This is a genomic window from Pseudomonas lactucae (assembly GCF_016937615.1).
Classification (GTDB): Bacteria; Pseudomonadota; Gammaproteobacteria; order Pseudomonadales; family Pseudomonadaceae; genus Aquipseudomonas; species Aquipseudomonas lactucae.
The window spans coordinates 18,679-33,470 of sequence record NZ_JAFHKI010000083.1 but is presented as its reverse complement, the minus strand read 5'-3'; the positions used below and the strand labels follow the sequence as shown (position 1 = coordinate 33,470).

17 protein-coding genes and 1 pseudogene are annotated in these 14,792 nt (G+C 59.3%); 1 reads left to right on the top strand and 17 read right to left on the bottom strand.

Features of this window, described 5'->3' with window-relative positions; genetic code table 11:
- Nucleotides 1–18: 18 nt before the first annotated feature.
- The 15 genes and pseudogenes from ispG to trmJ form a co-directional block, all read right to left on the bottom strand.
- The gene (gene ispG / locus JWR98_RS16225; RefSeq protein ID WP_003175952.1) at nucleotides 19–1,128 is read right to left on the bottom strand and encodes a flavodoxin-dependent (E)-4-hydroxy-3-methylbut-2-enyl-diphosphate synthase; all 1,110 of its coding nucleotides are present in this window, start codon (nucleotides 1,126–1,128) and stop codon (nucleotides 19–21) included.
- A 2-nt stretch (nucleotides 1,129–1,130) separates the two neighbouring features.
- A complete protein-coding gene (locus JWR98_RS16220; protein ID WP_078734571.1) occupies nucleotides 1,131–2,111 on the bottom strand; it encodes a RodZ domain-containing protein in 981 nt (326 codons plus the stop codon).
- Nucleotides 2,111–2,869, bottom strand: a complete 759-nt coding sequence (gene pilW, locus JWR98_RS16215) for a type IV pilus biogenesis/stability protein PilW (protein ID WP_078734572.1) — start codon at nucleotides 2,867–2,869, stop codon at nucleotides 2,111–2,113. The genes JWR98_RS16220 and pilW overlap by 1 nt, the downstream gene beginning before the upstream one ends.
- Before the next feature lie 25 nt (nucleotides 2,870–2,894).
- Nucleotides 2,895–4,030, bottom strand: a pseudogene (gene rlmN / locus JWR98_RS16210) (dual-specificity RNA methyltransferase RlmN); the annotation flags it as partial.
- A 29-nt stretch (nucleotides 4,031–4,059) separates the two neighbouring features.
- Nucleotides 4,060–4,485, bottom strand: coding sequence for a nucleoside-diphosphate kinase (ndk, locus tag JWR98_RS16205; RefSeq protein ID WP_003175956.1), 426 nt, complete (start codon nucleotides 4,483–4,485; stop codon nucleotides 4,060–4,062).
- Nucleotides 4,486–4,573: 88 nt separating this feature from the next.
- Nucleotides 4,574–4,774, bottom strand: coding sequence for a Fe-S cluster assembly protein IscX (iscX, locus tag JWR98_RS16200; protein ID WP_078734574.1), 201 nt, complete (start codon nucleotides 4,772–4,774; stop codon nucleotides 4,574–4,576).
- A gap of 13 nt (nucleotides 4,775–4,787) precedes the next feature.
- Entirely contained in the window at nucleotides 4,788–5,129 is a 342-nt protein-coding gene (gene fdx / locus JWR98_RS16195; protein WP_003175958.1) for an ISC system 2Fe-2S type ferredoxin, read from the bottom strand.
- Nucleotides 5,130–5,132: 3 nt separating this feature from the next.
- The gene (gene hscA, locus JWR98_RS16190; protein ID WP_205490540.1) at nucleotides 5,133–6,995 is read right to left on the bottom strand and encodes a Fe-S protein assembly chaperone HscA; all 1,863 of its coding nucleotides are present in this window, start codon (nucleotides 6,993–6,995) and stop codon (nucleotides 5,133–5,135) included.
- Between the two features lie 53 nt (nucleotides 6,996–7,048).
- Complete coding sequence (hscB, locus tag JWR98_RS16185) at nucleotides 7,049–7,570, bottom strand: co-chaperone HscB (RefSeq protein ID WP_205490538.1); 522 nt, start codon at nucleotides 7,568–7,570, stop codon at nucleotides 7,049–7,051.
- 8 nt (nucleotides 7,571–7,578) lie between these two features.
- Entirely contained in the window at nucleotides 7,579–7,902 is a 324-nt protein-coding gene (iscA, locus tag JWR98_RS16180; protein WP_003175963.1) for an iron-sulfur cluster assembly protein IscA, read from the bottom strand.
- A 28-nt stretch (nucleotides 7,903–7,930) separates the two neighbouring features.
- Nucleotides 7,931–8,317, bottom strand: coding sequence for a Fe-S cluster assembly scaffold IscU (iscU, locus tag JWR98_RS16175; RefSeq protein WP_003175965.1), 387 nt, complete (start codon nucleotides 8,315–8,317; stop codon nucleotides 7,931–7,933).
- 99 nt (nucleotides 8,318–8,416) lie between these two features.
- The gene (locus JWR98_RS16170; protein WP_078734577.1) at nucleotides 8,417–9,631 is read right to left on the bottom strand and encodes an IscS subfamily cysteine desulfurase; all 1,215 of its coding nucleotides are present in this window, start codon (nucleotides 9,629–9,631) and stop codon (nucleotides 8,417–8,419) included.
- A 50-nt stretch (nucleotides 9,632–9,681) separates the two neighbouring features.
- Entirely contained in the window at nucleotides 9,682–10,173 is a 492-nt protein-coding gene (iscR, locus tag JWR98_RS16165) for a Fe-S cluster assembly transcriptional regulator IscR (RefSeq protein WP_042945252.1), read from the bottom strand.
- Between the two features lie 306 nt (nucleotides 10,174–10,479).
- The gene (cysE, locus tag JWR98_RS16160; RefSeq protein WP_205490537.1) at nucleotides 10,480–11,262 is read right to left on the bottom strand and encodes a serine O-acetyltransferase; all 783 of its coding nucleotides are present in this window, start codon (nucleotides 11,260–11,262) and stop codon (nucleotides 10,480–10,482) included.
- Nucleotides 11,263–11,264: 2 nt separating this feature from the next.
- A complete protein-coding gene (trmJ, locus tag JWR98_RS16155; protein WP_205490536.1) occupies nucleotides 11,265–12,035 on the bottom strand; it encodes a tRNA (cytosine(32)/uridine(32)-2'-O)-methyltransferase TrmJ in 771 nt (256 codons plus the stop codon).
- Nucleotides 12,036–12,180: 145 nt separating this feature from the next.
- Here trmJ and suhB point away from each other — a divergent pair, with 145 nt between their 5' ends.
- The gene (suhB, locus tag JWR98_RS16150; RefSeq protein ID WP_003175971.1) at nucleotides 12,181–12,996 is read left to right on the top strand and encodes a type III secretion system regulator SuhB; all 816 of its coding nucleotides are present in this window, start codon (nucleotides 12,181–12,183) and stop codon (nucleotides 12,994–12,996) included.
- A gap of 207 nt (nucleotides 12,997–13,203) precedes the next feature.
- Here suhB and JWR98_RS16145 read toward each other — a convergent pair whose 3' ends face one another.
- Complete coding sequence (locus JWR98_RS16145) at nucleotides 13,204–13,746, bottom strand: glycine zipper 2TM domain-containing protein (RefSeq protein ID WP_078734580.1); 543 nt, start codon at nucleotides 13,744–13,746, stop codon at nucleotides 13,204–13,206.
- Nucleotides 13,747–13,870: 124 nt separating this feature from the next.
- The gene (gene secF / locus JWR98_RS16140) at nucleotides 13,871–14,785 is read right to left on the bottom strand and encodes a protein translocase subunit SecF (RefSeq protein WP_078734581.1); all 915 of its coding nucleotides are present in this window, start codon (nucleotides 14,783–14,785) and stop codon (nucleotides 13,871–13,873) included.
- Nucleotides 14,786–14,792 lie beyond the last annotated feature (7 nt).

Below are 14,792 nucleotides of genomic sequence, written 5' to 3'. Positions count from 1 at the left end.
AAATCCTTAAATTCGTTTTCAGCCGCGCGCGATCAGCGCTGCGTCAGCCGCGACCTTTTCGGCCGCTTTCTCGCGGATCAGCTTTTCCAGCTCATCCACCAGATTGTCATTCGTCAGCTTCTGCGACGGCTTGCCGTCGATGTAGATCAAGTTCGGTGTGCCGCCGGTCAAGCCCACGTGAGCCTCCTTGGCTTCGCCCGGCCCATTGACCACGCAGCCGATCACCGCGACATCCAGCGGCACCAGCAGGTCTTCGAGACGCAACTCCAGATCGTTCATGGTTTTCACCACGTCGAAGTTCTGCCGCGAGCAGCTCGGGCAGGCAATGAAGTTGATACCGCGGGAGCGCAAACGCAGGGATTTGAGAATGTCGTAGCCGACTTTCACCTCCTCTACCGGGTCTGCCGCCAACGAGATACGGATAGTATCGCCAATCCCTTCGGCGAGCAGCATACCGAGGCCCACCGCAGATTTCACTGTGCCTGAACGCAAACCGCCGGCTTCGGTGATCCCCAGGTGCAGTGGCTGCACGATTTCCTTGGCCAGCAGGCGGTAGGCCTCTACCGCCATGAACACGTCGGAGGCCTTTACGCTGACCTTGAAGTCCTGGAAATTCAGGCGTTCGAGGTGTTCGACATGGCGCAGCGCCGACTCGACCAGCGCCGCCGGTGTCGGCTCGCCGTACTTCTTCTGCAGGTCTTTTTCCAGGGAGCCGGCGTTGACACCGATGCGGATTGGAATACCGCGATCACGAGCGGCATCCACCACGGCGCGCACGCGGTCTTCGCGACCGATATTGCCCGGGTTGATCCGCAGGCAATCGACGCCCAGTTCGGCCACGCGCAGAGCGATCTTGTAGTCGAAGTGAATGTCGGCCACCAACGGCACCTTGACCAACTGCTTGATGCGGCCAAAGGCTTCGGCAGCGTCCATGTCCGGTACGGACACCCGCACGATGTCCACGCCGGCCGCTTCCAGGCGGTTGATCTGGGCGACGGTGGCGGCGACATCGTTGGTGTCGCTGTTGGTCATGCTCTGCACCGCGATGGGGGCGTCGCCACCCACCGGCACCGAGCCGACCCAGATCTTGCGCGATACGCGACGTTTGATTGGAGATTCGCCGTGCATGACTATTGTCCCAACTTGAGGCGAGCGGTTTCGCCACTGGTGAACGGCGCCACGTCCACAGGCTGGCCGTTGTAGGCCACTTGCGCGCCACGGGCAAAGCCCAGACGCAGCGTCAGAGGAGGCTTGCCGCCCTGGTCGAGTGTATCTCCCTTACGCTTCAGACCGCTAAACAGCACTTTGCCATTGCCATCGGTGAGTTGCGTCCAGCAGTCAGCGACGAAGGTAATTTGTACGCGGCCGTCACCGGCGATCAATGCCGGCGTGGTAGGCGGCGAAATGGCCGGCGCCGTCGGAGCGACAGGCGCAGGTGCCGCTGGAGCCGATGCGGCAGGCGTATGAACCGGGGCGGCCGAAACTGCCGGCGCGGCCGGAGCAGGCACAGCGGCGGTTGCGGCAGGCGCCGTTTCCAATGCTGGCTGCTCAGTGGCGAGCGGCGCTTCAGGCGTGGCCTGCCCTTCGGCAACCGCCTGGTCCTCCGGCTCATCCAACGGATGGATCTGGGTAGTGCCGTCGGCGCTTTCGACTTCGACGTGCTCCATGGCGTTACTGGTCAGGTCCTTGGTGCGCTGGGAGGCCTGGTCCTGCCACCAGACAAAACCGCCGCCGATCACGGCGATCAGCAGCAACAGGCTGACAATGCGCAAAATGGTGTGGGACACCCGCACAGGCTCTTCGATACGGCCCAGGCCGTGGACATTGCTGCCCTGGGAGTCGGTACCGGTGAACTGGTCGAATTCCTGGACCAAGACGGCCTGATCGATGCCCAGCAATTTGGCATAGGCGCGGATATAGCCACGGGCGAAGGTATGCCCAGGCAGCTTATCGAACGCGCCGGCTTCCAGGTTGGCCAGCGAGGTGGTGGTCAAATTGAGCTTGAGGGCCACTTCCGCCAGCGTCCAACCATTGCTTTCGCGTGCCTGGCGCAAGGTATCGCCTGGGTTTACGCGATTAGCTGCTACAACTTCCGGGTGCGCCGCTTTCATCATTGCTCCGACAGGTATTGCTGATATTCCGGCGTACCGGGATAGAGTCGTTCGAGTTGCTGGCCAAAACGTGCGGCCGTGTCGCGTTCTTCGTGAACCGTCGCCAGGCGCGCGCCGAGCAATAGACTACGTGCATTTTGCCCGCTGAGCAGGCTAAAACGCGCGTAATAGTCACGAGCCGGCACAAAATGCCTGTCTTCGTAAGACATCTCAGCCATTTCGAGCAATGCACGAGGCTGACGACCGTTCAAGTGCAGGGCTTTTGCCAGCTGTTGGCGGGCACTGTCGCGCTGGCCGAGACGCATCGAGGTCACACCCAGATTCTCAAACACCCGCGAACGCTCAGGATAGAGGGTATCGGCGCTGGCTCGCTGGAAATAAAGAGTCGCCTGGTCGTACCGTTTCTGCTCGAACAGAAAACTGCCGTAATTGTTCAGCAGACGCGGGTCGGCAGGCCGGGTAGACAGCGCCTTGTTGAAGTATTGCTCGGCCAGTGCCGGCTCCGCCTGGGCCTGAAACACCAGGGCGAGCGCGGCATTGGCGTCGGCATCGTCTGCGTCCAGCTCAAGCGCCTTTTTCAACGGCACCTTGGCCTGCTCGCTCATGCCTTGTCGCAAATAGCCCAAGCCCAACTGCACATAGGCGACTCGCGCTTCGTCACGGCCCTTGCCGGTTTGCAAAGGGCTGTCATGGCCCGATGAAACACAACCAGCCGCCAGGCCGGTAACAAGCAGAAGCAGCGCAAGGCGCAAGGGCATAGAGATCCTCTCTCAGATTCGATTCACAGCGATTTGCGGCAGATCGTCGGCGGCGTTCAATTCACGCACGGCGATATAACGTTCGCTACGACGGGTACGGTCCATTACTTGCCCAACCAGTTGGCCACAGGCGGCATCGATGTCCTCACCACGCGTGGTGCGTACGGTGACGTTGTAGCCGGCCTGGTGCAGTTGATCCTGGAAACGGCGAATGGCGTTGTTGCTCGGCCGCTCGTAGCCAGAATGGGGAAACGGGTTGAACGGAATCAGGTTGATCTTGCACGGGGTGTTCTTGAGCAACTCGATCATCTCGATCGCGTGTTCGACCTTGTCATTGATGTCCTTGAGCAGAGTGTACTCAATAGTCAGCACGCGTTTTTCACCCAAGGTAGCCATGTAACGCTGGCAAGATTCGAGCAGCATCTTAAGCGGATATTTCTTGTTGATCGGCACCAATTGGTTACGCAATGCGTCATTGGGTGCGTGCAGCGACAACGCCAGGGAGACGTCGATGTGCTTGGCAAGCTCATCGATCATCGGTACCACGCCGGAGGTCGACAGGGTCACGCGGCGCTTGGAGATGCCGTAGCCCAGGTCGTCCATCATCAAGTGCATGGCTGAAATGACGTTGTCGAAGTTCAGCAGCGGCTCACCCATGCCCATCATCACCACGTTGGTGATGGCACGGTCGACGGTCGCCGGGACGCTGCCAAAGGATTTGTTGGCAATCCACACCTGGCCGATGACTTCGGCGGCGGTGAGATTGCTGTTGAAGCCTTGCTTGCCGGTGGAGCAGAAACTGCAATCCAGGGCACAGCCTGCCTGGGACGAAACGCACAGAGTGCCGCGCTTGCCCTGGGGAATGTACACGGTCTCGACGCAGCTGCCGGACGCCACGCGCACCACCCACTTACGGGTGCCGTCGCTGGAGATGTCCTCGCTGACCACTTCGGGGCCACGGACTTCGGCAATGGTCTTGAGCTTGTCGCGCAGGGCCTTGCTGACGTTCGTCATGGCGTCGAAATCGTCGACGCCAAAGTGGTGAATCCATTTCATTACCTGACCGGCACGGAAACGCTTCTCCCCGATTGAGTCGAAGAATTTCTCCATTTCCGGCTGGGTCAGCCCCAGCAGGTTGGTTTTAACAGTCGATATAGTCATGGATTCACCCTCACTCTTTAAGCCGATGCTTAGCGAGCGGTTACTTCAGTAGCAGCGAAAAAGTACGAGATTTCGCGAGCAGCAGCGGCTTCGGAGTCCGAACCGTGAACAGCGTTGGCGTCGATGGACTCAGCGAAGTCAGCGCGGATGGTGCCGGCAGCCGCTTCTTTAGGGTTGGTAGCGCCCATCAGCTCACGGTTCAGAGCGATAGCGTTTTCGCCTTCCAGAACCTGAACAACAACAGGGCCGGAGATCATGAAGGCAACCAGGTCGCCGAAGAAGCCACGAGCGCTGTGCTCAGCGTAGAAGCCTTCAGCTTCAGCCTTGGACAGTTGCTTGAGTTTCGAAGCTACAACCTTCAGGCCGGCTTTTTCGAAACGAGTGGTGATCTCGCCGATGACGTTTTTTGCAACAGCGTCAGGCTTGATGATGGAGAAAGTACGTTGAACAGCCATGGTGTAACTCCAGAAACGGTAATTTACGAAAAATTAAACCCGCGAATTATACGCGGGTTCAGGGGTATTGCCTAACCTGCCAGATCGATCAGTCGATTTCTTCGATCCAGAGCTGTTGGACAGCCTCCAGGACCTTCTCGCCACAACGGCCAGAGGCACTGTCGAAATCGGGAAGCTCCATGATCCAGTGCTGGAGATCGACAAAGTTAACGGTCAACGGATTCACATCCGGCTTGGCTTCGGCCAACTCTTCTGCGATGCGTTGTACATCATTCCAACCATAGCTCATGACAGTGTCACCATCAGTGCGGCGCTTCGGCCGCATGGTTAAGCGAATATTTCGGAATTTCGACAGTAATGTCCTCGGTCCCGACCTTTGCCTGACAACTTAGACGCGAAGTCGCCTCTAGGCCCCAGGCGCGATCGAGAAAGTCTTCTTCCAGCTCGTCAGCCTCTTCAAGCGAGTTGAACCCCTCGCGAATGATGCAGTGACAAGTGGTGCAAGCACACACACCACCACAAGCACTCTCGATCTCAATGTGGTTGTCATGGGCAACTTCGAGGATGGACTTGCCGGTCTCAGCCTCAACAACCATACCGTCCGGGCAATGCTCGGCGTGTGGCAGAAAAATGACCTGCGGCATTAATTATTCCTCGATTTCATTCAGGTTGCGCCCGGCCAGTGCGGCTTTCACCGTCTGGTCCATGCGCCGGGCGGCAAAAGCGTCAGTGACCTGCGACAAGCGTTTGGTCTGCTGCTCGATGGCGTAACCATCGTTGCCCTTCATCAATTCAGCCAACTCCTGCATCTGCAGATCGATGACCCCGCGCTCTTCGGCGTCAAGCAGGCGCTCGCCATCAGCGTCAAGGGCACCCTGCACCGCTTCGAGCAGGCGCTGGGCATCCACTTGTTGCTCACGCAATACACGGGCGACCTTGTCGTCGCCGGCATGCTGGAAGGAGTCCTTGAGCATCTTGGCGATTTCACCATCGGTGAGGCCGTAGGACGGCTTGACCTGGATACTGGCCTCGACGCCCGAACCCAACTCACGCGCAGCCACGTTCAACAGGCCGTCGGCGTCAACCTGGAAGGTCACCCGAATCTTCGCGGCACCCGCAACCATCGCTGGGATACCGCGCAACTCAAAACGTGCCAGGGAGCGGCAGTCGCTGATCAGCTCACGTTCACCTTGCAGCACATGAATCATCATGGCCGTCTGGCCGTCTTTGTAAGTGGTGAAGTCTTGGGCACGGGCGACGGGGATGGTGGTGTTGCGCGGGATCACCTTCTCCATCAAGCCGCCCATGGTTTCCAGGCCCAGGGACAACGGAATCACGTCGAGCAGAAGCAGTTCGCCACCCTCGCGCTTGTTGCCCGCGAGAGTATCGGCCTGGATCGCGGCACCAATGGCGACTACTTGATCCGGGTCGATTTCGGTCAACGGCTGCCGGCCAAACGCTTCAGCGACGGCCTCCCGCACACGCGGAACGCGAGTGGAACCGCCGACCATGACGACAGCGCCGACGTCTTCCAACTCGATACCGGAGTCGCGCACCGCACGGCGGCAGGCTTTCAGACTGCGAGCAACCATGGGCTCGATCAGCGCATCGAAGGCTTCGCGGGTCAGCTGGGCCGACCAGGTGCCGTAGGAAACTTCAACGGATGCGGCATCCGTCAACGCTTCCTTGGCAGCGCAGGCGGCTTGCAGCAGGTTGCGCTGCGCGCCGGGGTCGAGGTCGGCCGACAGGCCGGCGCTGGTGATGATCCAGCCCGCGATAGCGTGATCGAAGTCATCGCCCCCCAGGGCGCTGTCGCCACCGGTGGCAAGCACCTCGAAGACGCCGCCGGTCAGGCGCAGGATCGAAATATCAAAGGTGCCGCCGCCCAGGTCGTAAATGGCGACCAGGCCTTCAGCATGCTGGTCCAGGCCGTAAGCCACGGCGGCAGCGGTCGGCTCATTAAGCAAACGCAGCACGTTCAGTCCGGCCAGCTTTGCCGCATCTTTGGTGGCTTGGCGCTGAGCGTCATCGAAATAGGCCGGAACCGTGATCACCGCACCGACCAGTTCGCCGCCCAAGGTGGTTTCCGCACGCTGGCGCAGCACCTTGAGGATATCGGCCGACACTTGCACCGGGCTTTTCGGGCCCTGGACGGTGTCGATGAACGGCATATGGGATTCACCGCCGATAAAGCGGTACGGCAACTGGTCACCCAACTGCTTGACGTCGGACAGACCGCGCCCCATCAAGCGCTTGACCGAGAGCACGGTATTAAAAGGATCGGCGGACGCCGCCAGCTTGGCCGATTCGCCGACTTCGGTGCGATCGGCGTGATAACGCACAGCAGACGGCAGGATAACCTGGCCGTCGGCGTCAGGCAGCGGCTCGGACAGGCCGCTGCGCACGGCAGCAACCAGGGAATTGGTGGTGCCCAGGTCAATCCCCACCGCCAGACGACGCTGATGCGGTTGAGGGCTTTGGCCGGGTTCGGCGATTTGCAGTAGAGCCATGGTAATCAGGTCTTATCTGTCTATCAGGCGTGCATCACGGGCAGCACACTGGGTTAATCGTCGAGGCGCTCTTCTAGCTGGCGCACTTCGTAGGTGAGCTTGTCAAGGAACTGCATGCGTCGCATCAGGCGTTCGGCCTGTTCGCGTTGCGCTGCATCGTCCCAACAGGCTGCGAAGCTTTCGTTGAGCTCATCCTGGGCGGTTTTCAGACGGCGCTTGAAGACCGCGACACCCGCCAGATCGGCTTCGTCCTGCAAGTCTTCAAGTTCTTCGCGCCATTGCATCTGCTGCATCAGGAAGTCCGGATCGTGCACCGTGACTTCAAGCGGCAGCTCACCACCCTTCATCGCGAGCAGGTAACGTGCGCGCTTCGGTGGGCTTTTGAGCGTCTGATAGGCTTCGTTGAGGCTGGCCGATTGCTCCAGCGCCAGGCGTTGCTCCCGCTCGGAAGCGTCAGCGAAGCGGTCCGGATGCACGCTACGCGCCAATTCACGGTAGCGCGTGGCAAGCTGATCGAGGTCCAGCCGAAAACTCGGTTGCAGCTCGAATAAAGCGAAATGACAAGGAGTACCCACAAATAGCCTCAGATGTTGAAGCTTTCGCCGCAGCCACATTCACCGCGTACGTTGGGGTTGTTGAACTTGAAGCCTTCGTTCAACCCTTCCTTGACGAAATCGAGCTCGGTGCCGTCCAGGTAGGTCAGGCTTTTCGGGTCGATGATCACTTTCTCACCGTGACTTTCGAACACCTGGTCCTCCGCAACCACCTCGTCGACAAACTCCAGCACGTAGGCAAGGCCGGAACAGCCTGTGGTGCGTACACCCAGACGAATCCCCTCACCTTTACCGCGCCCATTCAGGGAGCGGCGAATGTGCTGCGCAGCCGCTTCTGTCATGCTGATAGCCATCGTTGACTCCTTACTCGTCGCCAAATACTTAGATCAAGCCTTTCTTCTGCTTGTAGTCGCGAACGGCCGCCTTGATGGCGTCCTCTGCGAGTACGGAACAGTGAATTTTCACCGGCGGCAGGGCCAGCTCTTCGGCCAGCTGGGTGTTGCTGATAGTGACAGCCTCATCCAGGGTCTTGCCTTTCATCCACTCGGTCGCCAGGGAGCTGGAGGCGATGGCCGAACCGCAGCCGTAGGTCTTGAACTTGGCGTCTTCGATAACGCCAGCGTCGTTGACCTTGATCTGCAGGCGCATCACGTCGCCGCACGCCGGAGCGCCGACCATGCCGGTGCCGACATCAGGATCTTCCGCGTTCATCTTGCCGACGTTGCGCGGGTTTTCGTAGTGGTCGATGACCTTTTCGCTGTAAGCCATGGTACTGAATCCTCACTCATCAGGGCCGCTCTGGAACCCTGTAGAAACGCCTGCGTTTTCCGCCACGTTCCTACAGAGCCGGGGTGGCGGCTTCTATAGTTAGTGTGCCGCCCACTCGATCTTGGAAATGTCGACACCGTCTTTGTACATGTCCCACAGCGGCGACAGAACGCGCAGCTTGTTGACGGCTTCGCAGACTTTCTGCGCGGCATAATCGACTTGTTCTTCGGTGGTGAAGCGGCCGAATGTAAAGCGGATCGAGCTGTGAGCCAGTTCGTCGTTGCGGCCAAGGGCGCGCAGTACGTACGAAGGCTCAAGGGACGCCGAGGTACAGGCCGAACCGGACGAAACCGCCAAGTCCTTGAGCGCCATGATCAGCGACTCGCCTTCGACGTAGTTGAAGCTCAAATTCAGGTTGTGCGGTACACGGGCGGTCATGCTGCCGTTGATGTACAGCTCTTCAAGGTTCTCGACCTGCTTGTAAAAACGATCACTCAACGCCTTGATACGGATGTTTTCGGCAGCCATGTCTTCCTTGGCTACACGGAAGGCTTCGCCCATGCCCACGATCTGGTGGGTCGCCAGGGTGCCCGAACGCATGCCGCGCTCGTGACCGCCGCCGTGCATGGTGGCCTCGATACGTACGCGCGGCTTGCGGCTTACGTAGAGGGCGCCGATGCCTTTAGGGCCATAGGTCTTGTGGGCGGAGAATGACATCAGGTCGACTTTCAGCTTGGACAGGTCGATGTCGACCTTGCCGGTGGACTGAGCGGCGTCGACGTGCAGCAGAATGCCCTTGGAGCGTGTCAGTTCGCCGATCGCTTCGATGTCGTTGATGGTGCCGATTTCGTTGTTTACGTGAATCACCGAAACCAGAATGGTGTCGTCGCGCAGCGCGGCTTCGATCATGGCCGGGGTGACGATGCCGTCGGTGGTAGGCTCGAGGTAGGTCACCTCAAAACCTTCACGCTCCAGTTGGCGCATGGTGTCGAGGACAGCCTTGTGCTCAATCTTGGTAGTGATCAGATGCTTGCCTTTGGTCGCATAGAAATGCGCCGCGCCCTTGATAGCCAGGTTGTCGGACTCGGTGGCACCGGAGGTCCAGACGATTTCGCGCGGGTCTGCGCCAACCAGGTCGGCGACCTGGCGACGAGCGTTCTCGACCGCTTCCTCGGCTTTCCAGCCGAATACGTGGGAACGGGAGGCCGGGTTGCCGAAGTTTCCGTCGACCAACAGGCATTCGCTCATCTTTTGCGCGACACGCGGATCAACCGGGGTGGTCGCTGAGTAATCAAGGTAAATCGGCAATTTCATGGACTTTCTCCTAAATCAGGCTGGCTGGCGTGCCGTTAGCTCTTCGGCTGTCACTCGACGGCGGACGCTTCGATCTTGTCCAGACGCGGCGCCTTAGTGTTGCAACGGCGCTGGTCCTGACGCTGGGCTACTTCTTGCACCTCACGGCGAGTCACAAGATCAGCCAAGCTGATACCACTCAAAAACTCATGGATCTGCAGGCTCAAGTCACACCACAAATGGTGCGTCAGGCAGGTGTCGCCGGCGTGGCAATCACCCAGGCCCTGGCATTTGGTCGCATCGACGGATTCGTTGACCGCATCGATCACCTGGGCCACCTGGATGCCCTGCATGTCGCGGGACAGTTGATAGCCACCACCCGGCCCTCGCACGCTGGAAACCAGATTACTGCGGCGCAATTTGGCGAACAGCTGCTCGAGGTAGGACAGGGAAATGCCTTGGCGCTCGGAGATATCGGCCAGGGACACCGGCCCAGCTTGCGCGTGCAAAGCCAGGTCGAGCATGGCAGTCACCGCGTATCGGCCTTTTGTAGTCAGTCTCATGGACAAGTACCAAGGTGTTTCAGAATGGGAGCAAGTATGCGATTCCCGAGTATTTAAGTCAACTATAAGACCTAGTACTTTAGTCAGGATTACCCGCAAAAAGGGCGCGCGAATCATAGCAGGATGGGGTTGGATCGACCAGCAGGAACGGGGCCAAACCACGAATGCGGGACCAATGGAGTTCAAAATGTAGGAGGGGGCTCGCCCCCGATAGCAGTGGATTAGTCACTATATTGGGCGCCTGACACACCTATATCGTGAGCAAGCACCCCCCTCCCACAGGAGTTTTGTGCTGATGATGAGACTTCAACCAGCCTTGGTTGCAGCTTCGTCCTTGATCTCGGCGAAGTCTTCTTCGCGCAGCTCAGGCAGATCTTTCGCACAGTAGCTGCTACCCAACTCCTTCAGCGCACCGCACATGCCATCCAGCTTGCCGTCCACTGCCTGCAGATGATCGAGCAGTTGACCGATGGCGCGGGCCACCGGGTCAGGCATGTCCTCACTGACACCATAGGCATCGAAGCCGATCTTCTCGGCCATGGCCTTGCGCTTGGCCTCCTGCTCGTCGCCGACTTCCGGCTTGACGATGATGCGCCCCGGAATACCCACCACGGTTGCGCCAGGCGGCACGGCCTTGGTGACGACCGCATTGGAGCCTACCTTGGCCCCCGCCCCCACGGTAAACGGGCCCAACACCTTGGCGCCCGCCCCGACGACGACGCCGTTTTCCAGCGTCGGATGGCGCTTGCCCTTATTCCAACTGGTGCCCCCCAGCGTCACGCCCTGATACAGCGTCACGTCATCACCGATTTCTGCCGTCTCACCAATGACGATACCCATGCCATGGTCGATAAAAAATCGACGGCCCACCTTGGCACCCGGATGAATCTCGATCCCGGTCAACCAGCGACCAAAGTTCGACACCAGCCGCGCCAGCCATTTCCAGCCCATGCCCCACAAGGCGCCGGACAAGCGGTGAATCCAGATCGCGTGCATGCCCGGATAGCAGGTCAGCACTTCAAAGGCGTTGCGCGCCGCGGGATCACGATGGAAAACACTTTGGATATCTTCTCGCAAACGCTCGAACATTTTTAATCCTTCCGCTTAAGAAGCTCGCCACGAGCCGCTTTCTGGGTTTCCGTGAGGATGCCACGCAATATATTCATTTCCGCTCGGCTGACCGAGCTGCGCCCATATAACCGACGCAGGCGCGCCATCAAGTGCCGCGGCTTTTCCGGATCAAGGAATTCGATGACCACCAGGGTGTGCTCCAGGTGCTCATAGAACCGCTCCAGTTCGTCCATGGTGGCCAACTCGCCACTTTTGGTCGATGCAACTTCTTCCTTTTCCATCTTGCTGGGCTGGCCGGCAGCCGCCAACCACGCCATACGCACTTCGTAAGCCAACACCTGCACCGCCGCCCCAAGGTTCAGCGAACTGAACTCGGGGTCTGATGGGATGTGCACGTGATAGTGACATCGCTGCAGCTCTTCATTGGTCAGGCCGGAATCTTCACGGCCGAACACCAGAGCAATTTCAGCGCCACCAACAGCCTCCTCCACCACCTTGGTGCCGCATTCACGCGGATCCAGCAGTGGCCAGGGGATACGCCGGTCACGGGCACTGGTGCCGAGCACCAGGTTGCAACCGACCAGGGCATCCTCCAAGGTGGCGACGACCTGGGCTTTTTCAAGCAGGTCGTTGGCACCGGATGCGCGAGCATCAGCCTCGTGGTGCGGGAACACGCGCGGTTCGACCAGCACCAGACGCGTCAGCCCCATGTTTTTCATGGCTCGCGCCACCCCACCGATGTTGCCGGGGTGACTGGTATTGACCAAGACGACACGAATGTTTTGCAGCAAGGGAGGCGCTCTCGGACACGTTAAAGGGGAGCAAATCTTACAGAACAGCCCAAGGTTATGCCACGAAAGCTAACGTCGTCCTTCACCTGAAGAAAGTTTCTGCTAGAATGCTCGGCTTTCTTTAACAACCTTAGGTGACCTATCCATGCAGCCCATGCTGAATATCGCGCTGCGCGCCGCCCGCAGCGCCAGTGAATTGATTTTCCGCTCCATCGAGCGCCTGGATACCATCAAGGTCGACGAAAAAGACGCCAAGGATTACGTATCCGAGGTGGATCGCGCCGCTGAACAGAAAATCATCGACGCGCTGCGCAAGGCCTACCCTACCCACGGCATCCTCGGCGAAGAAACCGGCTTGCACAAAGGCAGCGGCGAAGGCGAAGACTACCTGTGGATCATCGACCCACTGGATGGCACCACCAACTTCCTGCGCGGCATCCCACACTTTGCGGTGAGCATCGCCTGCAAATACCGCGGTCGCCTGGAACACGCCGTCGTACTCGACCCGGTTCGCCAGGAAGAATTCACTGCCAGCCGTGGCCGTGGCGCCCAACTGAACGGTCGTCGCCTGCGCGTCAGCGGCCGCACCAGCCTGGACGGCGCCCTGCTGGGTACCGGCTTCCCGTTCCGTGACGACCAGATGGACAACCTTGAAAACTACCTGGGCATGTTCCGCGCCCTGGTTGGCCAGACCGCCGGTATCCGCCGCGCGGGCGCAGCCAGCCTGGACCTGGCTTATGTTGCTGCAGGGCGTTTTGATGCGTTCTGGGAGTCAGGCCTGTCCGAATGGGACATGGCTGCAGGCGCCCTGCTGATCCAAGAAGCCGGCGGCCTGGTGAGCGACTTCACCGGCGGTCACGATTTCCTGGAAAAAGGCCATGTGGTTGCCGGCAACACCAAATGCTTCAAGGCGGTACTGACGGCAATCCAGCCGCACTTGCCGGCCTCGCTGAAGCGTTAAGCGAGCGGGCACAAAAAAGCACCCCGAGAGGGGTGCTTTTTTTATGCCTGGTTTTTGAGCCAGGCCTAAGCCTCAGTAACAACACCAATCAAATGTGGGAGGGGGCTTGCTCCCGATTGCGGTTACTCAGTTACAGACTCATTGACTGATACACCGCTATCGGGAGCAAGCCCACCTCCCACATATTGAACTGCACCAGGCCTGGAATTACTGCTGGTTCTGACCCAGGATCAGACGCCCTTCCTTGTCGACTGGAATCTGACCGCCGGGATCACGGTCCATGCGCACCGAACCTTCCTTGCCATCGAGGTTGTAACGCACGTCATACCCGACAACCTTGTCGCTGATGTCGTTCACAGTATTACAACGAGTCTGCGTGGTGGTGTAGGTATCACGGTTCTGCATGCCTTCCTGAACCTTGTTACCGGCGTAACCCCCACCGACCGCACCTGCAACGGTCGCCAGCTTCTTACCGTTACCGCCACCGATCTGATTGCCCAGTAAGCCACCGGCCAGAGCACCAACAACGGTACCGGCGATTTGATGCTCATCCTGCACCGGACGCTGCCGGGTCACCGCCACATCTTTACAGACTTCGCGAGGGGTCTTGATCTGGGTTTTCACCGGCTGCACTGCCAGCACTTGCGCATACTCAGGGCCGCTTTTTACCAGGCTGTAGGTGGCAACAGCACCCCCGGCAGTCACACCGACAGCACCCAATACCGCACCAACCAGTAACGACTTGTTCACGTTGAACCTCCTGACCATCACAAACGGATCGAAAGATCCGCGCTATACCCAGCCTTGGAGCAAAAAAAAAGGCGCGAGTTCAATACTCGCGCCTTTCTTGTTACAGCCGATCAACAATCTCCCTTCAAGGGCGATCGTCGACCTCCTTGCCAGTACTGGCCGGAGGGATCAAGTCTTCGCTGTTGAGGTTCAACCAGATCAGCACCACGTTCGCGATATAGATCGACGAGTAGGTACCCGCCAGAACACCGATAAACAGCGCCAGGGAGAAGCCCCACAGGTTGTCGCCACCAAAGATCATCAGCGCAGCAATCGCCAGCAGGGTGGAGATCGACGTGGCCATGGTCCGCAGCAGGGTCTGGGTGGTGGAAATGTTGATGTTCTCGATCAACGTCGCCTTGCGCAGTACGCGAAAGTTCTCACGAACCCGGTCGAAGACCACGATGGTGTCGTTGAGGGAGTAACCAATGATCGCCAGCACAGCCGCCAGCACCGTCAGGTCGAAGGTGATCTGGAAGTAGGCCAGGATGCCGACAGTTACGACCACGTCGTGGATCAGCGACACAATGGCGCCGACACCGAACTTCCACTGAAAGCGGAAAGCCAGGTAGATCATGATCCCGACCAGCGCCATCAGCATGCCGAGGCCGCCCTGGTCGCGCAGCTCTTCACCGACCTGTGGCCCCACGAACTCGACACGCTTGACCGACGCCGGGTTGTCGCCGCCCACTTTTTGCAAGGCTTCGGCTACCTGGTGACCCAGTTGCGGGTCTTCGCCAGGCATGCGCACCAGGAGGTCGGTGGTCGCACCGAAGCTTTGCACGATGGCCTCGTGATAACCGGCCTTGACCAGTTCGTTGCGCACCAGGGTAACGTCGGCCGGCTTCTCGTAGGTCAGCTCGATGAGCGTACCGCCGGTGAAGTCCAGACCATAGTTCAACCCCTTATGGAACCAGCTGAACAATGCCAGAACGGTAAGGAGCACGGTGGCGCCGAACGCAATGTTGCGAACGCCCATGAAGTTGATTGTACGTAACATGGCAGCC